This window comes from Syntrophaceae bacterium, assembly GCA_013177795.1.
Taxonomy (GTDB): Bacteria; Desulfobacterota; Syntrophia; order Syntrophales; family UBA2192; genus UBA2192.
The window spans coordinates 470,526-488,924 of sequence record JABLXY010000003.1; the positions used below are offsets into that span (position 1 = coordinate 470,526).

At 67.3% G+C, this 18,399-nt stretch carries 16 protein-coding genes; 7 read left to right on the forward strand and 9 right to left on the reverse strand.

The genetic code is table 11. The features are described from left to right. Positions 1-9 precede the first annotated feature (9 nt). From HPY67_12060 to ruvX, 6 genes are all read right to left on the reverse strand, one after another. Positions 10-1,995 (reverse strand): transpeptidase family protein, encoded by a 1,986-nt coding sequence (locus tag HPY67_12060; protein ID NPV05453.1) that lies wholly within the window; start codon positions 1,993-1,995, stop codon positions 10-12. After that, positions 1,992-2,312: a cell division protein FtsL gene (gene ftsL, locus HPY67_12065; protein ID NPV05454.1), complete on the reverse strand. Its 321-nt coding sequence runs from the start codon at positions 2,310-2,312 to the stop codon at positions 1,992-1,994. Before ftsL ends, HPY67_12060 begins: the two co-directional genes overlap by 4 nt. Then, positions 2,312-3,268 (reverse strand): 16S rRNA (cytosine(1402)-N(4))-methyltransferase RsmH, encoded by a 957-nt coding sequence (gene rsmH / locus HPY67_12070; GenBank protein NPV05455.1) that lies wholly within the window; start codon positions 3,266-3,268, stop codon positions 2,312-2,314. Before rsmH ends, ftsL begins: the two co-directional genes overlap by 1 nt. Before the next feature lie 62 nt (positions 3,269-3,330). Next, on the reverse strand, positions 3,331-3,777 hold the full coding sequence (gene mraZ / locus HPY67_12075) for a division/cell wall cluster transcriptional repressor MraZ (protein NPV05456.1): 447 nt from the start codon (positions 3,775-3,777) through the stop codon (positions 3,331-3,333). A gap of 84 nt (positions 3,778-3,861) precedes the next feature. Continuing rightward, a complete protein-coding gene (mltG, locus tag HPY67_12080; GenBank protein NPV05457.1) occupies positions 3,862-4,884 on the reverse strand; it encodes an endolytic transglycosylase MltG in 1,023 nt (340 codons plus the stop codon). Then, positions 4,881-5,312 carry a Holliday junction resolvase RuvX gene (gene ruvX, locus HPY67_12085; protein NPV05458.1) on the reverse strand — a complete coding sequence of 144 codons (432 nt, stop codon included), beginning with the start codon at positions 5,310-5,312 and terminating at the stop codon, positions 4,881-4,883. Before ruvX ends, mltG begins: the two co-directional genes overlap by 4 nt. Positions 5,313-5,782: 470 nt before the next feature. Between ruvX and selB the strand changes: the two genes are divergently transcribed. The 3 genes from selB to HPY67_12100 are packed head-to-tail and all read left to right on the forward strand — an operon-like array spanning position 5,783 to position 9,505. After that, a complete protein-coding gene (gene selB / locus HPY67_12090; GenBank protein ID NPV05459.1) occupies positions 5,783-7,696 on the forward strand; it encodes a selenocysteine-specific translation elongation factor in 1,914 nt (637 codons plus the stop codon). Positions 7,697-7,698: 2 nt separating this feature from the next. Further along, positions 7,699-8,535, forward strand: coding sequence for a formate dehydrogenase accessory sulfurtransferase FdhD (fdhD, locus tag HPY67_12095; GenBank protein NPV05460.1), 837 nt, complete (start codon positions 7,699-7,701; stop codon positions 8,533-8,535). Between the two features lie 13 nt (positions 8,536-8,548). Further along, on the forward strand, positions 8,549-9,505 hold the full coding sequence (locus HPY67_12100) for an HD domain-containing protein (GenBank protein ID NPV05461.1): 957 nt from the start codon (positions 8,549-8,551) through the stop codon (positions 9,503-9,505). Between the two features lie 63 nt (positions 9,506-9,568). Here HPY67_12100 and HPY67_12105 read toward each other — a convergent pair whose 3' ends face one another. The 3 genes from HPY67_12105 to HPY67_12115 form a co-directional block, all read right to left on the reverse strand. Beyond that, entirely contained in the window at positions 9,569-10,264 is a 696-nt protein-coding gene (locus HPY67_12105; protein NPV05462.1) for a YggS family pyridoxal phosphate-dependent enzyme, read from the reverse strand. Beyond that, complete coding sequence (gene maf / locus HPY67_12110; GenBank protein ID NPV05463.1) at positions 10,252-10,857, reverse strand: septum formation inhibitor Maf; 606 nt, start codon at positions 10,855-10,857, stop codon at positions 10,252-10,254. Before maf ends, HPY67_12105 begins: the two co-directional genes overlap by 13 nt. 70 nt (positions 10,858-10,927) lie before the next feature. Further along, a complete protein-coding gene (locus HPY67_12115) occupies positions 10,928-11,923 on the reverse strand; it encodes an arsenic resistance protein (GenBank protein ID NPV05464.1) in 996 nt (331 codons plus the stop codon). Positions 11,924-12,116: 193 nt separating this feature from the next. On the opposite strand from HPY67_12115, the gene HPY67_12120 reads away from it, so the two are divergent. From HPY67_12120 to HPY67_12135, 4 genes are all read left to right on the forward strand, one after another. Next, the gene (locus HPY67_12120) at positions 12,117-14,987 is read left to right on the forward strand and encodes a PAS domain S-box protein (GenBank protein NPV05465.1); all 2,871 of its coding nucleotides are present in this window, start codon (positions 12,117-12,119) and stop codon (positions 14,985-14,987) included. A 74-nt stretch (positions 14,988-15,061) separates the two neighbouring features. Next, entirely contained in the window at positions 15,062-15,382 is a 321-nt protein-coding gene (locus HPY67_12125) for an Hpt domain-containing protein (protein ID NPV05466.1), read from the forward strand. A 58-nt stretch (positions 15,383-15,440) separates the two neighbouring features. Beyond that, positions 15,441-16,403, forward strand: a complete 963-nt coding sequence (locus tag HPY67_12130; GenBank protein NPV05467.1) for a diguanylate cyclase — start codon at positions 15,441-15,443, stop codon at positions 16,401-16,403. Further along, the gene (locus HPY67_12135) at positions 16,400-18,391 is read left to right on the forward strand and encodes a response regulator (GenBank protein ID NPV05468.1); all 1,992 of its coding nucleotides are present in this window, start codon (positions 16,400-16,402) and stop codon (positions 18,389-18,391) included. The genes HPY67_12130 and HPY67_12135 overlap by 4 nt, the downstream gene beginning before the upstream one ends. Positions 18,392-18,399: the final 8 nt, after the last annotated feature.

The window sequence follows — 18,399 nt, forward strand, 5'->3', positions numbered from 1 at the left end:
GTCGGCCTCTCAATCCCCCGTGCTGAAGGCCACGGTGCACGACCGGTGTCCCTTGAGCGGGCTGCCCGGCGCCGGTTTCTGGCTGACGGCCCAGCCGCTGCCCGTGACGGTGATCTCCAGCCCCTTTTCCTGGGCCGTCCGCACGGCCTGCCGGACCGTCATCCCCCGGAAATCGGGCATGACGGCCTCTTCGTACGCGGCGGCGCCGTCGGCCGGGACCGCCGCCGGTGCCGACACGAGCCGGATCCTGGCGCCCGTGTCGATCTCCTTTTCCTGCACGGGGGGCGTCTCCCCGATGTCGGGCTCGAAGCAGCGGATGAGCTGCTGGGAGATGGACCGGAAGACGGGCGCGGCCGCCTCGCCGCCCCACTTGTGCAGCTGCGGCTCGTCGATGGAGACGAGCATGACGAAGCGCGGGTTCTCGGCGGGGAAGAACCCCATGAAGGAGGTCCGCACCCGCTCGCTGGAGAAGCGCTTGAGCGCGAAGTCGAACTTCTGGGCCGTGCCGGTCTTGCCGGCCACGTCCACGTTGACGAGGGCCGCGTTCTTGCCGGTGCCGCCCTGTTCGCCCACGACGTTGGTCAGCATGGCCGTCATCCGGCGGGCCGTCTCCGCGGAGATGACCCTGCGCACGGGCGTGGGGGTGAACTCCCTCACCGTCTCGCCGTTGGCGTCGACGAACTTCTTCACGATGTGGGGCTGCATGAGGACGCCGTCGTTGGCGATCGCCGACAGGGCCGTGACGAGCTGGATGGCCGTCACGGAGATGCCCTGGCCGAAGGCGATGGTGGAGGTGTCGACCTGCGTCCAGTTCTGCCAGGGACGCAGCAGGCCCGGGATCTCGCCGGGCAGCTCGATGTTCGTCTTCTGCCCGAACCCGAAATCCCGGATGTAGCGGTGGAACTTCTCGCGGCCCAGCTTCTCGGAGATCTTCACGGAGCCGATGTTGCTCGAGTACTTCAGGATCTCGCGCACCGTGAGCACGCCGTGCCGCTTGCGGTTGGCCTCGTGGAAGGTCGCGTTGGCCACGCGGTAGGCGCCGTTTTCGCAGTAGAACCGGTCCGACTCCTTCACGACGCCCTCCTCGAGGGCGGCGGCCACGAGGAAGGGCTTGAAGGTGGAGCCGGGGTCGAAGCAGTCCGTGATGGCCCTGTTGCGCTTTTGATCGGCCGAGGCGCCCGCGTAGGCGTTCGGGTTGAACGCCGGGTTGTTCGCCATAGCGAGGATCTCCCCCGTCCGCGGGTCCATGACGATGATGAAGCCGCCCCGGGCGCGCGTCCGCAGCACGGCCTCCTTCAGGTTCGACTCCACGGCGTGCTGGATGCGGCTGTCGAGGGTCAGGACGAGGCTCAGCTGCTCGTCCTTCTTGCCCGCCGCGGATCGCTCGGGCATGTAGAGCTTCTTGCCCCGGGCGTCGCGGCCCCAGAGGATCTTTTCCGGCTCGCCCCGCAGGTAGCCGTCGTAGCGCATCTCGAGGCCCTCGAGGCCGTTGGAGTCCACGCCGACAAAGCCGAGGACCTGGCCGGCCAGCTCCCGGTTCGGGTAGAAGCGCTTGGGCTCCTGGATCAGGTAGACCCCCTCCATCTTGAGGTTCTTGACCTGCTCGGCCTGGGCGGGGGTGATCATGCGGGCCACCCAGCAGAAGTTCTTCGACTTGGCGAGCTGCTGCGCGATCGCCTTTTTCGGCTGGCCCGTCACGGCGGCGAGCTGCGCGGCCGCCTCGTCGATGTCTTCGATCTTGGACGGGTCGGCGAAGACGGAGTCGGCGAGGATGCTCGCGGCGAGCTTCTCGCCGTTGCGGTCGTAGATGATGCCGCGCTCGGGGTAGAGCTGCAGGGCCTTCTTGTGCTGCCTCTCGGCAAGGGTCTTGTAGGTCTTCCCCGTCATGATCTGCAGGTGAAAGGCGCGGAAGACCAGGGCGCAGAACAGCACCGCGAACAGCGCCAGCATCGTGGCGATCCGGAAGCGGAACCATTTTCTGGACTTGCCGTTCATTTGATCAGGACCACCTGCTCCCGCTCGGGGTACTGGAGCTTGAGCTTCTCCCGGGCGATGGCCTCGATCCGCTGGGGCGACTTCAACGTGGCGATCTCGACCTTCAGCCTCCGGTTCTCCTCCAGCAGATTCTCCCGGACGGTCATCTCCTCGGCGATCTGGTACTTGAGCTGCGTGTTGTGCAGATGCGACCAGACGTAGACGAGCGCCACGGCCACCAGGACGAGCAGCGACAGGATGAGCGTCGAGACACGCAGGCCCGTGCTCTGCCGCACATCCATCGCCGCCCGGGGCCGTGCCACCTTCGCAACCGGCATCATCCGATCCTTTCCGCGGTTCTCAGTTTCGCGCTGCGCGCCCGGGGGTTTCGCTCCATCTCCGCCTTTCCTGGCCGGACGGGCTTCCGGGTGAGGACCCGGAGCCGGGGGCGCCCCCCGCAGGCGCAAACGGGAAGATCGGAGGGACAGGTGCACCGCCGCGAGGCGTCGCGGAAGCACTCCTTGACCATCCGGTCCTCCAGCGAGTGGAAGGAGAGAACGGAAAACCGCCCTCCTTCCCTCAAGCAGTCGATCCCCGAGGCGATGCCCCGGGCGAGGCTGTTCAGCTCGTCGTTGACGGCGATCCGGAGCGCCTGGAAGCTCCGCGTCGCGGGGTGGATCCTCCCGTGGCGCATGGACGCCGGCATGGCGGAGGCGATGAGGGCCGCAAGCTCGTCCGTCGTCTCGATGGGCGCCGCCCTCCGCCTCTCGACGATGGCCCTCGCGATGCGTCCCGCCTGCCGCTCCTCGCCGTAGTCTCGCAGGATGCGCTCGAGCTCGCGCGCGTCGGCCCGGTTGACCAGGTCCCGCGCGCTCACCGGGGCCCCCCGGTCCATCCGCATGTCGAGCGGCGCGGGCTTCGAGAAGCTGAAGCCCCTTGCGGCCGACTCGAGCTGGTGGGACGACACCCCGAGGTCGAGCACGATGCCGTCGACGCGTTCGATCCCGAGACGGTCGAGGATCTCCCGGACGTCGGCGTAGTTGCCCTTGACGAGGATCGCGCGCTGCCCGAAGGGCTCGAGGACCCGGGCCGATTCGGCCAGGGCGTCGTCGTCCCGGTCGATCCCGACCAGGATGCCGCCGGGGGACGTGGCGGCCAGGATCGCCCTCGCGTGACCGCCCCCGCCGAGGGTTCCGTCCACGTAGATGCCGCCCGGCCTGAGGTTGAGCGAGTCGAGGATCTCCTCGAGCAGCACGGGCTCGTGGTATGCGGGGGGCGCGCCTGCATCGTTCATCGTTCGTTTCAAGGATCTCCGGTGGAAGCGGACGCGGGAATCACGCCGGGGGAGCCGGGCCGTCAGATTCCCAGGTCGGCCATGTAATCGCTGAAGCTCTCGATACTTTCGCCGGACTTGCGGATCTCCTCCTCGAACCGCTCCTTGCTCCAGATCTCGATGACCCGGACCATGCCGGCCAGGACGATGTCTTTCTCCAGCTTGGCGTACTCGCGCAGGGGCGGGGGGACCAGGATGCGGCCCTGGCTGTCGAAGGTGCAGTCCACCGCCCCGGACATGAAAAAGCGCTGAAACGCGCGGACTTCTTTCTTGAGGATGGATTGATGGGAGATTTTTTCTTCGAGAATCCGCCACTCGTCGAACGGGAAGACCATCAGGTATCCGTCCCAGTTCGTGATGACCATGCGGTTGTCGTACTTTTCGGCGAAGACCTCGCGGAGCTTGGCGGGGAAGATGATTCTTCCCTTGTCGTCGATCGTATGGTAATATCTCCCCCGAAACACGGACATGCGAGAGACCCCTCCACAATCATCCACTTTGCTCCACCTGGATGCAATAGTAGGGCCGTATTCCGTCCCTGTCAAGGAAAAAGTTTAATTTCCGCTGGATTTTCGATTGATTTGGTACTTCCGGACGGCCCGGCTGTGCTCGGGCAGCGTTTCGGAGAAGTGGTGTGACCCGTCGTTGCGGGAGACGAAGTAGAGGTACTTCACCGGGGCGGGGTTCAGTGCCGCCTGCAGGGCGTCCATGCCGGGGCTGCAGATCGGGCCGGGCGGGAGGCCCCGGTTGAGGTAGCTGTTGTAGGGATTTTGGCGCTCCAGGTGCCGCCGTGTCAAATTTCCGTCAAAATCCTCGATGCCGTAGATCACCGTGGGGTCGCTCTGCAGCGGCATCCTCTTTTGGAGGCGGTTGCGGAAGACGGCCGCCACGAGCGGCATCTCGCTCTTGAGCCCCGTCTCCTTCTCGATGATCGAGGCGAGCGTCACCCACTGCAGGAGGGAGAACCCCTGCGCCTCGGCCTTCGCGATCCACTCCTTCGGCACCCTCGCCCAAAACTGGCCCGCCATCTGCCTGATGATCTGCTCCGCCTCCACGCCCCTGTGGAAGATGTACGTCTCGGGGAAAAGGAACCCCTCGGCGCTTGCACCCGGGATGTTCAGCTCGGCCAGCAGCCTCTTGTCCCCGGCCAGCCGCAGGAACTCCTTCTCCTCGACGAGTCCCTCGGCGGCCAGCCGCGCGGCGATCTTGCGCACCGTGAAACCCTCGGGCACCGTGACCGCGTGCTTCTTGTAGTCTCCGTTGACGAGCTTCCGCAGGATCTCGCCGGGCGTCATGGCGCGGGTGAATTCGTACTCCCCGGCCTTGACCTGCCGGGGAGCGTTGTACAGGTAGCCGAGGGCGCGGAAAAAGAGGCGGCTGCGCACGAGGCCGTTCTGCTCGAGGAGGGTCACGACCTGGCCGAAGGGTGTGCCCCGGGGGATGTAGACGGTGACCGTTTCGTCACCCGTGCCCGGGGCGGTGGCGGAGCCCTGAAACCACAGGGCGGCAGCGATGCCCGCCATCGCGACGAGCACAAGGACGGAGAGGCGGTTCAGGCGGGACCGGTCGAATGTCATCGATCGCCGCCCCCCCGGCGCGACGCGCGGTTCAGGTAATCCTGCAGGATGACGGCGGCGGCGATGCGGTCCACCATGCCCCGCCTTCTCCCGCGCTTCACGCCCGTCTCGCGCATCAGCTCCTCCGCCTCTTTCGTGGAGAGCGTCTCGTCCCAGGCGATGACGGGGACGGGGACGACTGCCGTCAAGGCCGCGATGAAGCGGTCCACCTTTTCGCACTGGATGCCCGCCGAGCCGTCGAGCCGCAGGGGGTAGCCGACCACGATGGCGCCGGCCGCGTGCTCCGCGACGGCCGCGGCGATGGCCTGCAGGTCCTTCGCCTTCGTCGTGCGCTCGATGACGGCGATGCCCCGCGCGGTCAGACCCAGCTCGTCCGAGAGGGCCAGCCCGATGCGCTTCTCTCCGTAATCGATCCCGAGGACTCTCATGGGGGGTATATAAAGGATAGGGAGGCTGGGCGCAAGGGCGGAAAGCAGTGCCGTCAAGTCACTCAACCAGGATTCTTTCGCGACTAGGCGGTTTTCGACCGATCTAACGCTTGCTGCGCTGCGGACGCAAGAACTCGCCCTACGGGGTCAAACATTTTGCGCCGCTGTCGCGGAGTTTACCCCGAGCGCAGCGTGGGGGCCCAGAAGATCGGTTACCGACCGGGGGCGCATCCCGCGAGGAGGCGCGTTCATGACATGTTCTTCCTTGCCGGGGAGCAAGCGCAGATTGCGACAAAACACGCCTGACTTCGCTTCAAGAATCCTGATTGCATGCCTGAGAAACGAGAAATTTGTCCGCAGCGATGAATGCTTTCCGCCCGTGCGCACGGGTTTGGGATTGAGGAAAGGGGGGAATTCTGTTATTGCATAGCCTGTTCGCGCGGGATGCGCGTGTTTCGGGACGGGCATTCATGAAGCACATCATTCTCGGCACCGCCGGCCACGTCGATCACGGGAAGACCGCGCTCGTCAAGGCCCTGACCGGCGTGGACACGGACCGGCTCAAGGAGGAGAAGGAGCGCGGCATCACGATCGAGCTGGGCTTTGCGTCCCTTCCGCTGCGAAGCGGCGACACCCTCGGGGTCGTCGACGTGCCGGGCCACGAGAAGTTCGTCAGGAACATGGTGGCGGGCGCAACCGGGATCGACCTGGTGCTGCTCGTGATCGCCGCCGACGAGGGCATCATGCCCCAGACGGTCGAGCACCTCGACATCTGCACCCTGCTCGGGATCCGCAGCGGGATCATCGCGCTCACCAAGACCGACCTCGTCGATGCCGACTGGCTTGCCCTGGTGCAGGACGACATCCGCCAGTTCATGCGGACGACCTTCCTCGACGGGGCGCCGATCGTCCCGGTGTCCGTGGTCACGGGACAGGGGATCACGGAGCTTCTGGCGGCCATCGAGGCGCTGGCCCTGCAAATCGGCGAGCGGGCCGACAGCGGCCTGTTCCGCATACCCGTCGACCGGGTCTTCACCATGAAGGGCTTCGGCAGCGTCGTGACAGGCACCCTGGTCTCCGGCAGCGTGCGCGTGGGCGACACCGTCGAGATCCTCCCCCAGCGCATCCAGGCCAAGGTCCGCGGCATCCAGGTGCACAACGAGCCGCAGGAGTGCGCCGAGGCCGGGCAGCGCACCGCCATCAACCTGCAGGGCGTCGAGCGCGCCGCGCTCCGCCGCGGCGACGTGGTGGCCCACCCCGGCATCTTCGAGCCCTCGGAGCGGCTCGACGTCCGCCTGGAGTATCTCAAGGGGGCCGGTCGGGTGCTGAAGAACCGTGCGCTCGTGCGCTTCCACACGGGGACGAGCGAGATCATGGGGAGGGTCATCCTCTTGGACCGCGAGGAGCTCAAGCCCGGGGAGCAGGTCCATGCCCAGCTGCTGCTGGAGGAGCCCGTCGTGGCCATGGGGCGTGACCGCTTCGTCCTGCGCAGCTACTCCCCCATCCGCACGGTGGGCGGCGGGGAGATCCTCGACCCCGACGCGGTGAAGCAGAAAAAGGCCAAAGACCGCCATGCCGCGGAGCTCGAGACACTCCGGACGGGGACGCCGGCCGAGCGGGCGGCCGTGATCCTCGGACGCGCGGGGGTCCGGGGGCTCACGTCGAGCCGGCTGGCCGTCAGGACGGGAATCCCGTTGGCCGATCTGGAGCGGGTCCTGAGGGACATGGCCGAGAAGAAGGCCGTGCTCCGCGTCGAACGGGAAGAGACGCGGGTCGTCTCGTTCCCGGCCTACCAGAGGCTCAAGGAAGACCTCCTGAGGGAAATCGGGCTCTACCACGAGCGGTTCCCCCTCAAGGAGGGTGTGCCCAAGGAGGAGCTGCGGACGACGGCGGGCCAGGAGGTCGAGAGCCGGCTCTACAACATGGCCCTCAAGGAGCTGGAGAAGGAGAAGAAGATCCTCGCCGACCGGGAGCACGTCCGGCTCGCGGCCCACCGGGTCGATCTCAAGGGCGACCTGGGCGACCTGGGCGGCCGGATCGAGAAGATCTACCGCGATGCGCAGCTCACGGCGCCGTCCGTCAAGGAGGTGCAGGAGGCCCTCGGCGGGAGGAAGGCCGAGATCGCGAGCGTCCTCGGGGTTCTCCTCAACGAGGGAATCCTCGTGAAGGTCACCGAGGATCTCTACTTCCACAGGGAGCCGCTCGACAAGCTGCGGGAGGACTACACGGCGGCCCTCCAGAAGGCCGGGAAGGCCACGCCCGCCACATTCAAGGACCTCACGGGGCTGTCACGCAAATACATCATTCCCCTCATGGAATACTTCGATGCGACCCGGCTCACGATCCGCGTGGGCGATCACCGGATGCTGCGGGAGAGGCGGTAGCGATGAAGCGGCGGCGCGGCACGGAGGGAATCGAACGGCTCCGCCTGCGCCGGTTCGGCGGCGCACGCTTCTCGACCGCCGCGATGGACGTGGTGCGCGAGGTGCTCCTGGAGGTCTTCGCCGACGGCCGGCGCGTCGTGACGATCGCCTGCGCGGGGATTCACCTGCGGGAGCTGGCCGCCGGCTTTCTGAAGCAGGAAGGCCTGATCGAGGAAGCGGCGGACATCCGCGGGATGACCGTCTCGCGCGGGCGCGTCGAGATCCGGACCCGCCGCGGCAGGGGGCGGGGCCCCGCGGCCGAGGCGGGAAAGACGATCGCCTCGAGCGGCGCCCGGGGGAGCCGCCTGCTGACGGCTCAGGCCAAGGGAGCGTCCGGCGCACCGGCCGGCCCGACACTGGATGCACGGGCCGTCCTGGGTCTCATGGACGCGCTGCTTGCGGCCACGGAAATCCACGAGCGCACGCGGGGCACCCATTGCTCGGCCATCGCCGGTCCGCAGGGGATCCTCGCGGCACGCGAGGACATCGGGCGGCACAACACGATCGACATGCTCTGCGGGTGGGCGCTCCTCGGGGGCGTCGACCTGGCCGACAAGGTCCTGCTGACGACGGGTCGCGTCTCCTCGGAGATCGTGTCCAAGGCCTGGCGGATGGGCATCCGCGCCGTGGTCTCCCACTCGGCGGCCACCTCGCGGGCCGTGGAACTCGCGAAGAGTCTCGGGATCACGGTCGTGGGGTACGTGCGGGGCGGGACGTTCGTCGTGTACGCGGGAGCCCGGCACGTGCTGCCGGCCGGTGTTCCGGCGGCGAAAGGCACAAGGCGCAAGGCGAAAGGGTGAGGGGAAGAACCGGGTGAAGGCACTGTACGTCAAGGACATCAAGGCCGGCGAGAAGGTGAGGAGCTCCTTCCTCGTCATGGAGAAGAACCTCGCCTACTCGCAGAAGGGGGCGCCCTATCTGAGCGTGAAGCTCCGCGACCGGACGGGGGACATCGAGGGACGCGTATGGGACAACGTGGCGGCCCTCGACCCGCTCTTCCGGAAGGGCGACATCGTCTCCGTGCAGGGCCGTGCCGTGAGCTATCGCGACGCGATACAGCTGGCCGTCCTGGACATCCGCAAGATGGATGAGAACGGGATCGACCCCTGGGACTACTTCCCGAGCACGAAGGGAGACGTCGAGGAGATGTTCGCCGCCGTTGCGGGCTTTGCGGCCACCGTGGGAAACCCCTGGCTGAAGCGCCTTCTGGAGGCGTTTCTCGGGGACACGGAACTGGCCGCGCGGCTCAAGCGGGCCCCCGCCGCGAAAGGGTTCCACCACGCCTATCTCGGGGGGCTCCTCGAGCACACCCTTTCGATGGTGAAGATTCTGGACTTCCTGGCGGGGCACTACCCGTCGGCAAACCGCGACATGCTGATCGCCGGCGGGATCCTGCACGACATCGGCAAGATCGACGAGTTCACCTACGAGCGGGCCATCGACTACTCGACGCCGGGGCGGCTCGTGGGGCACATCCTGCTGGGCGTCGAGATGCTCGACCGGAAGATCGCGGCGATCGAGGGGTTCCCGGCGGACCTGGCCCTGGAGCTCAAGCACATCGTGCTGGCCCACCACGGGGAGCTCGACTTCGGGTCCCCCAAGCGTCCCAAGACCGTGGAGGCCCTTATCGTCCACTACGTCGACGACCTCGACGCCAAGGTGATGGCCTTCCAGGAGTTCATCGGGAATTCCGGCGCCGAGGACTCCGAGTGGACCCTCTACCACCGGTTCTTCGATCGGTTCCTCTACAAGGGCGGGCAAAAGGCATAAGGCGAAAGGCGAAGGCGAAAGGCAGGGATTGCTTGTCCTCCGTTAGCCTTTTGCCATTCGCCCTCAGCGGGTCCTTTCTCCAAAAATCGCCCGGCCGATCCGGACGATGGTGGCCCCCTCCTCGACGGCCACCTCGAAATCGTCCGTCATCCCCATGGAGAGCTCCCGCAGGGTCACGTTCGGGATGTTCTCGGCGGCGATGCGGTCGCGCAGCATCCGCAGGCCGGCGAAGCAGGGCCTCGCCTTCTCGGGGTCGTCGTACCAGGGCGCCATGGTCATGAGCCCCTGGATGGAGAGACTCGGCATCCCGGCGGCGATTGCGCGGATGAGCCCCGGCACCTCGTCGGGCGCGGCGCCGCTCTTCGATTCCTCCCCGGCCAGGTTGACCTCGATCAGCACGCGGCAGGCGACCCCGGCGGCGGCCGCCCGGCGGTTGAGCTCCTCGGCGAGGCTCACCCGGTTGACGGAGTGGATCATGTCGAAGAGGCGCACGGCGTACTTGGCCTTGTTGGTCTGCAGGTGGCCGATGAAGTGCCACTCCACGCTCTTTCCCATGAGCTCGATCTTCCGCCTGGCCTCCTGGACGTAGTTCTCGCCGATGATGTCGATGCCCGCCTCGATGGCCTGCCGGATCCGGTCGTCGCCGACGGTCTTGGTGACCCCCATGAGCCGCACGCCGGCCGGGTCGCGGCCGGCCCGCGCGGCGGCGGCGGCGATCCGCTCCCGGACGCGGAGTATGTTTTCCCTCACCTCGGACATGCGTTCCTCCTCGTGAAATCCACCAGGCCCAGCCCCTTGAGCGCCTCGACGACCTCGCAGAGCGGAAGCCCCACCACGTTGGTCCAGGACCCCCGGACCTCGGAGACGAGAACGGCAGCCTTTCCCTGGACGGCGTAGCCGCCGGCCTTGTCGTAGGGCTCATCGGTCGCCACGTACCACTCCAGCTCGTCCTCGGGCACCTCCTTGAACAGCACCACCGAGGAGACGGCCCTGCGGACGGGCTCGGCGCGTTCGCTGTTGAACAGGGTGAAGGCGGTGATGACCGTGTGCGCCCGCCCGCTGAGCCTGCGGATCATGCAGCGCGCCTCGTCCGGGGTGCGCGGCTTGCCCAGCAGCTCCCCGTCGATCGTCACGATCGTATCCGCGCCCAGGACCCAGCGGCCCGGGCGCACGGCGGCGACGGCCCTCGCCTTCGCCTCGGAGAGCCGCAGGGCGTAGGCCTCCGGGGACTCCCCGGCGAGCGGGTTCTCGTCCACGTCGCTGTGCAGGACGGTGAACGCCACGCCGAGCATCCGCAGCATTTCCCTGCGTCGGGGGGAGGCCGAGGCCAGGATCAGTTTCGGGGTTTTCATGGTCTGTGTTCGTTACCTGTCGCTTGGCGAAGTACGCTGTTTTCCGGAGGGCCGTGAACAACCCGCCGTTTCACGACACACCGGACGGCTTCGCCGGGGGCGCAGGGGGGCCGAAAATCCGGTCCGTCAACTTAACATACCACGCCGCCGATTGCACCTGGACAATGTAGGCCATGGCGATGACGAGCGCCGCCTCGGAACCCGCGGGGCCGAAGGCGTTCATCGCCACGGCCAGGGCGATGGAGAGGTTGCGCATCACCGTGCCGTACACGAGCGCCACGGCGTCGCCGCGCGAAAAGAACGCCTTGCCGGCGAGCGTGCTGAGGCAGAAGTTGGCCCCGTAGAGGATCACGAGCGGGACAAGCAGCTTCACCAGAAGATCGGGCGCTCCCGCGATGTCCCTCGCCTTGAGCGCCAGCGCGATGAAGACGATGCCCAGCACGCCCAGGGTCGACAGACCCGGGAAGCGCGGTACCCAGACCTCCTGAAAGGCCTGCTGCCCGTAACGGCGGATAAGGGCCCGCTGCGTCGCGTAGCCCGCCGCCATGGGCAGAAAGACGATGAGGGCGATCTGGGAGGCCACGCCGGCCAGATCGACCTCCACGCGGGCCCCCATGAGGGCCTTCACGTAGAACGGCGTGGCCAGCGACCCCAGGGTCAGCCCGATGACCGTCATCTTCACGGCCGCCTCGAGGTTTCCCCGTGCGAAGCCCGTCCAGGAGATGGTCATCCCGCTGGTGGGCACGAGCCCCGCCAGCAGGAAGCCGAGGACCATGTAGGGGTGATCGGCAAGAAAAAGCCGGCCCACCCCGAATGCGAGGAAGGGGATGAGGCCGAAGTTGATCAGCTGCGAGACCCACTGCACACGCCCGTCGCCCCCCTCGAAGACTTTCTTCACCCGCAGGGTGACCATCATGGGGTAGACCATCAGGAACGTGAACGGCACGATCAGCCCCTTGAGAGGGGCGGGATCCGTACAGAGTCCCGCGGCAAACCCGAGCATCATGGCAGCCGGTATTGCCCAGACCAGCAGCCCGCTGATCCGGGAAAGGATCTTCCAGGCCATTCGATGCGTCCTCCTTTCCCATCCTCTTAACACAAAAGGGAAAATCCATAAAGGCGGCGGCGCGGATTCCATGCCGTTTCCCTGGTATGCTTCGTGCATCGATGTCTTGGCGGTGCCGTGCGTGCGGCCTGCCGAGGAGGATCAGCGCCTGCGGCCCCGGGCGCTTCACGGGAGGATTGGAACAGGGGACGGAATGAGAATCGAGGCTCGGAAACCCACCGAGGGGGAACAGTACCCGCCGGTCGGCCAGGAGGAATACCTGAAGGCACTCTTTGACGCGGTGCACACGGGCATTCTCGTCATCGACCCGGCCACGCACCGGATCATGGACGCCAACCCGGCGGCGGCGCGCATGATCGGCCTTCCCCGGGACGAGATCATCGGCTCCGTCTGCCATCAGTTCGTCTGCCCTGCCGAGAAGGGCGCCTGCCCCGTCACGGACCTCGGCCAGGCGGTCCACCAGTCCGAGCGCATCCTCCGCTCGGCCGGCGGCAGGGACATCCCCATCATCAAGACCGTCGTTCCGGCATCCATGAACGGCAGGCGCTGCCTTATCGAGAGCTTCGTCGACATCTCCGAGCAGAAGCGGGTCCTGCGGGCCATGGAGGAAAGCGAGCGCCGGACGCGGGACCTGGCCGACTCGCTGCCGCAGATCGTCTTCGAGACCGACGTGACCGGCCGGATCACCTTCGGCAACCGCAGGGGCCTCGAGGTGCTGCAGTACACGCCGGAGGACCTGGCGCGGGGCATCAACGCCCTCGACATCTTCGTCCCCGAGGACCGGGACCGCATCCAGAGCAACATCATCCGGATCCTGAAGGGGGAAGTCCTGCCCGACGTGGAGTACACGGCCCGGCGCAAGGACGGGCGGACCTTCCCCGTGATGATCAACGCCTCGCCGATCATCCGGGGCGGGAAGGCCGCGGGCATCCGGGGCATCGTGGTCGACCTCACCGAGATCAAACGCGCCGAGGCGGCCCTCCGGGAGTCGGAGATGATGTACCGGGCCCTCTTCGACGGTTCCGGCACGGCCATGCTGATCGTCGAGGAGGACACGACCATCCGGCTCGTGAATGCGGAGTTCGAGCGGTTCACCGGGCTGCCCCGGCACGAGATCGAGGGCCGGCGCAGCTGGATCGAGTTCACCCCGCCCGACGAGCTGATGCGGCTCAAGGAGTATCACGACCGGAGGCGCGAGAACCCCGACGCGGCGCCCCACCGCTATGAGCTCAAGGTGCGGGACGGAGCGGGCCGCGTCCGGCACGTCCTGCTGAGCGTCGCCATGATCCCGGGCACCGGGCACAGCCTCGTCTCCATGCTGGACATCACGGAGCGCAAGCAGGCCGAGGAGGGCCTGAAGAAGGCGAAGGAGGAGGCCGAGCGGGTCAACCGCGAGCTCGAGGCCATCAACCGCCAGCTCGAGGAGTCCATCGAGCGGGCCGGGATCATGGCCCAGGCCGCCGAGGCGGCCAACCGCGCCAAGTCGGAGTTCCTGGCCAACATGAGCCACGAGATCCGCACGCCCATGAACGGCATCATCGGGTTTTCGACACTGCTCATGGAGACCGATCTCGACGGCGAGCAGCGCGAGTATGCCGAGGCCGTCAAGGCGTCGGCGGAAAGCCTGCTGGCGCTCATCAACGACATCCTGGACTTCTCGAAGATCGAGGCGGGGAAGCTCACGATCGAGCCCATCCCCTTCGATCTGCGCACCACGGTGGAGAAGCTCGCCGACATGCTGGCCGTCAAGGCCGACGAGAAGGGGCTGAGCCTGATCGTGCGCTATCTCTGCGGGGATGCGCGCCGCGTGATCGGCGACCCGGGACGTATCCGGCAGGTGCTGACCAACCTGGTGAGCAACGCCGTCAAGTTCACCGCGGAGGGCCACGTCATCATCACCGTCAGCTGCGAGACGAAGCCCGACGGCCCGCCGGTCTTCCGCTTCAGCGTGGAGGACACGGGCATCGGCATCCCCGAGTCGAAGCTGGAGTACATCTTCGAGAAATTCACCCAGGCCGACGCGTCCACGACGCGCCGCTACGGCGGCACGGGGCTGGGGCTGGCCATCTCCAAGCAGCTCGTCGAGTGCATGGGCGGCACGATCGGGGTGACGAGCCGGGAGGGGATGGGCTCCACGTTTTGGTTCTCCCTGCCGATGGCGGTCGATCCCGAGGCGGTTGCCTCGGTGATCGAGGAGGCCGATCTCTCGGGCGTCCGGCTTCTCATCGTCGACGACCGGGAGATCAACCGCCGGACCCTGGAGGAGCAGGTCGCCGGCTGGGGCATGCGTCACGCGAGCTGCAGCTCGAGCGACGAGGCCTACCGGATGCTGCTCGAAGCCCACGAGGCCGGGGACCCCTTCCGGATCGCCGTCATCGCCTACCACGACGAGCACAGCGCGAGCGAGGAGCTGGGCCGCAAGATCAAGCAGGACGAGCGGCTCCGGCCCACCGTGCTCATCATGATCGCCTCCATCGGCAAGCGCGGCGACGCCAAGCGGATGCAGGACGTGGGCTTCGCGGCCTACCTGGTCAAGCCGGTGCACCAGTCCATCCTGATGGATGCCCTGGCGACCGCCTGGAGCGCCGCCCTCAAGGGGCAGACCGTGCCGCTCATCACCCGGCACAGCCTCGCCGAGGCCCGCGCGGAGAAAAAGGCGCCCGAGCCCGCGGCGGCGGCGCCCGAGCGGGTGCGCGTGCTGGTGGCGGAGGACAACCCCGTGAACCAGAAGCTGGCCATCCGGATGCTCGAGAAATTCAACCTGGTCGTCGACGTCGCGGGCAACGGCCGGGAAGTCCTCGAGCGGCTGGCCCGCGCCGCCTACGACCTCGTGTTCATGGACTGCCACATGCCCGAGATGGACGGCTACGAGGCCACGGCGGCCATCCGGCAGGCCGAGCGGGCCGGCGGGAAGCGTCTTGCGATCGTGGCCATGACGGCCAATGCCATGCAGGGCGACCGGGAGAAGTGCCTCGCGGCCGGCATGGATGATTACATCACGAAGCCGATCCGCAGGGAGGCCATCGAGGAGATGCTCCGGAAGTGGGTACCGGCGAAAGGATAGAAGCGGGGAAGCGCAGAAGTGAGGAAGAGCGGAAGAGACGAAAAGAAGGACAAGACAGAAGACCGGAGTGAGCAATGAATTTCAACGAGATGGCGGAGACGATCGGGCTCGACGAGCAGGATTTCCGGGAGATGGTCGAGCTGTTCGTCAGTGTCGGCGAGGCGGATCTGAACAGGCTGCGCGAGGCCTACACGGCGCGAAACAGCCAGGGCATCATGATGTCGGCCCACTCCCTGAAGGGGGCCTCGGCCAACCTGGGGTTCACCGACATCTACGAGATCGCCCGGCGCGTCGAGGCGGATGCGAGGACGCAGAAGCTCGACGGGACCGGCGAGGCCATCGGGGAGCTCGAGCGGAAGCTCGCCGCGATCTCCGCGGCCCTCGGGAATCACTGAAAGGCGCAGAAACGACGTTGCGAGACCCCGGGCGGTGCCGCACCGGGGGGGTGTCCGAATGAACGAACAGGCCGTGTCCATCCTCATCGCCGCCGACGATCCCGGTGAGAGCGGGCTGCTGGCGAAGACCCTTGCCGTCGCCGGCTACCGCCGCGTCGAGACCGTGACGGGCGGCGCCGCGGCCCTTGCCGCGCTGGAGAGGGAGACGTTTCCCATCGTGATCGCGTCGGCGGAGGCGGACGGCTGCGGGCTGTGCCGCGCCATCCGCGCCCGCGGGGAGGCCGCCTACGTCTACGTCCTGATCCTCGCGCGGGGCAGGCGCAGATCGCACATCCTGGAGGCGCTGGCGGCCGGGGCGGATGCCGTCCTGGCACGGCCCGTCGACCCGGCGGAATTGTCGGCCCGCGTCGCGGCGGCGCAGCGGATCGTCGACCGCGAGCGGTCCCTGCGGCTGACGAACGAGGAGGTCCGCGCCCTGTCGATCCGCGACCCCCTCACGGGGGTCTTCAACCGGGTGTACCTCATGGAGCGCCTCCCGCAGGAGCTCAAGCGCTCGAGGCGCTACGGGCGCCCGCTGTCGCTCATCATGTGCGACATCGACCACTTCAAGGCCGTCAACGACCGGCACGGCCACGGCGCCGGCGACCGTGTCCTGAGGGATTTCGCGGGCCGGCTGGCCGGATCGATCCGGATCGACGTCGACTGGATGGCCCGCTACGGCGGGGAGGAGTTCCTCATCGTCCTGCCGGAGACGGATCTCTCCCCGGCCTGCGTCGTGGCGGAGCGGCTGCGGCGGCTCGTCGCGGAGAGCCCCTTCGGGCTCAGGGACGGGGGGGTCCGCATCACGGCCAGTTTCGGGGTCGCCAGCTACCGGCCCACGCTGCAGGCCGGGCGGGTGACCTTCGACGAGCTGATGGAGCGGGCCGACGCGTTCCTCTACCAGGCCAAGCGGGCGGGGCGCAACACCGTGCGGGGCGAGGAGTCCCGGGACGCCGAAGCGAAAGGGTGCAGGGCATCATGAAGAAGAAAAAGATCCTCGTCGTCGACAACCACCCGATCATCCTCGAGTACATGTCCAAGCTCCTGAGCAAGGACGGGCACGAGGTCCGCACCTCGGAGGACGGCCTGCACGCCCTGGACCTGCTCGAGCACTGGCGGCCCGACATCATCTTCGTGGACCTCATCATGCCGAACATCGACGGCAGGAAGCTCTGCCAGATCATCCGGGCCATGCCCGAGATGAAGGACACCTACCTCATCATCCTGTCGGCCGCGGCCGCCGAGGAGCAGATCGACTTCCGGGCCATCGGGGCAAATGCCTGCATCGCCAAGGGGCCCCTGGACAAGATGGGCCAGTACGTCGCCGCCGCGCTCCACGACGCCGACCACCGCCGGACGCGGGACGCGCAGGAGAGGATCTTCGGGGTCGAGAATCTCTATTCGCGGCAGATCACGAAGGAGCTGCTCACCATCTGGAAGCATTTCGAGGTCGTCCTGGGCAGCCTCTCCGAGGGCATCCTCGAGATCACCCCCGGGGGCCGCATCGTCTACGCCAACCCCACGGCGATCGCGCTGACCGGCATCCCGGAGGAGCGGCTGCTGGCCTCGAGCGTGCTCGGGCTGTTCGACGCGAGGGACAAGGATCTCGTCCGGGGCCTGATCGACCGCGTGACGGCCGACGCGGACATGGCGGCGGCCGACAGCCCCGTGCACTGCAACGACCGCGAGTTCATGATCAAGCTGCTGCCGATCCGCGACGACATGAAGCGGACCCTCATCATGGTGCTCGAGGACGTCAGCGAGCACCGGAGGATCGAGGCGCAGTTCCAGCACGCCCAGCGGATGGAGGCGGTGGGGACGCTGGCCGGGGGCATCGCCCACGACTTCAACAACCTGCTCATGGTCATCCAGGGCAACATCTCGCTGATGCTCTACGAGCTGGACCCGAAGCACCCCTTCTACGAGCGGCTCAAGAGCGTCGAGAAGCAGGTCCAGAGCGGATCGCGGCTCACGGCGCAGCTGCTGGGCTACGCCCGCAAGGGACGCTACGAGGTCCGGCCGATCGACCTCAACCACCTTGTCGAGGAGGCCTGCGAGACCTTCAACCGGACGCGCAAGGAGATTCTCATCCACCAGGAGCTGGCCCGGGACCTCTACGCCATCGAGGCCGACGCCGGGCAGATCGAGCAGGTCCTCATGAACCTCTTCGTCAATGCCGCCGACGCCATGCCGGGCGGCGGCACGCTCGTCGTCCGGACCGCCAACACGGACCATCGCGCCATGCAGGGCAAGCTCTACAACCCCAAGCCGGGCAGCTACGTCCTGATCACCGTGTCGGACAGCGGCACGGGCATGGACAAGAAGACCATGGAGCGGATCTTCGAGCCCTTCTTCACGACCAAGGAGATGGGGCGCGGCACCGGGCTGGGCCTGGCCTCCGTCTACGGCATCGTCAAGGGGCACGGCGGGTTCATCGACGTAGAGTCCGAGAAGGGCAAGGGGACGACGTTCCGGATCTACCTGGCCGCCACGGACAAGCCCGTCGCGCAAAACAACGCCGAGGCGCCCGCGCCGATCAGCCGCGGCAGCGAGACGATCCTGCTGGTCGACGACGAGCAGATGATGCTCGACATCGGCCGGGATCTGCTGCAGGCGATGGGCTACCGGGTGATCACGGCGCGCGACGGCGCAGAGGCCGTGGAGATCTACCGGGGCCGCAGCGACGAGATCGATCTCGTGCTGCTCGACATCGTCATGCCCAGGATGGGCGGGGGGCAGGCCTTCGACTGCATCAAGGCCGTCAACCCCGCGGCGAAGGTGCTCCTGCTGTCGGGCTACAGCATCGACGGCGAGGCCACGAAGATCCTCTCGCGGGGCTGCAACGGCTTCATCCAGAAGCCCTTCAACCTGGAACAGCTCTCGCGGAGCGTTAAGGCGGTGCTCACCGGCAACGGGAAGCAGAAGAAAGGCAACGGGGCGACGGGCCTCGCCCGGGGCATCCGGGCGTGAGGCGGAAA

Excerpts from the sequence above, each read along its gene's own strand:
- HPY67_12060 (NPV05453.1), bottom strand. The coding sequence starts at position 1,995 with ATGAACGGCAAGTCCAGAAAATGGTTCCGCTTCCGGATCGCCACGATG.
- ftsL (NPV05454.1), bottom strand. The coding sequence starts at position 2,312 with ATGCCGGTTGCGAAGGTGGCACGGCCCCGGGCGGCGATGGATGTGCGG.
- rsmH (NPV05455.1), bottom strand. The coding sequence starts at position 3,268 with ATGAACGATGCAGGCGCGCCCCCCGCATACCACGAGCCCGTGCTGCTC.
- mraZ (NPV05456.1), bottom strand. The coding sequence starts at position 3,777 with ATGTCCGTGTTTCGGGGGAGATATTACCATACGATCGACGACAAGGGA.
- mltG (NPV05457.1), bottom strand. The coding sequence starts at position 4,884 with ATGACATTCGACCGGTCCCGCCTGAACCGCCTCTCCGTCCTTGTGCTC.
- ruvX (NPV05458.1), bottom strand. The coding sequence starts at position 5,312 with ATGAGAGTCCTCGGGATCGATTACGGAGAGAAGCGCATCGGGCTGGCC.
- selB (NPV05459.1), top strand. The coding sequence starts at position 5,783 with ATGAAGCACATCATTCTCGGCACCGCCGGCCACGTCGATCACGGGAAG.
- fdhD (NPV05460.1), top strand. The coding sequence starts at position 7,699 with ATGAAGCGGCGGCGCGGCACGGAGGGAATCGAACGGCTCCGCCTGCGC.
- HPY67_12105 (NPV05462.1), bottom strand. The coding sequence starts at position 10,264 with ATGTCCGAGGTGAGGGAAAACATACTCCGCGTCCGGGAGCGGATCGCC.
- maf (NPV05463.1), bottom strand. The coding sequence starts at position 10,857 with ATGAAAACCCCGAAACTGATCCTGGCCTCGGCCTCCCCCCGACGCAGG.
- HPY67_12115 (NPV05464.1), bottom strand. The coding sequence starts at position 11,923 with ATGGCCTGGAAGATCCTTTCCCGGATCAGCGGGCTGCTGGTCTGGGCA.
- HPY67_12120 (NPV05465.1), top strand. The coding sequence starts at position 12,117 with ATGAGAATCGAGGCTCGGAAACCCACCGAGGGGGAACAGTACCCGCCG.
- HPY67_12125 (NPV05466.1), top strand. The coding sequence starts at position 15,062 with ATGAATTTCAACGAGATGGCGGAGACGATCGGGCTCGACGAGCAGGAT.
- HPY67_12130 (NPV05467.1), top strand. The coding sequence starts at position 15,441 with ATGAACGAACAGGCCGTGTCCATCCTCATCGCCGCCGACGATCCCGGT.
- HPY67_12135 (NPV05468.1), top strand. The coding sequence starts at position 16,400 with ATGAAGAAGAAAAAGATCCTCGTCGTCGACAACCACCCGATCATCCTC.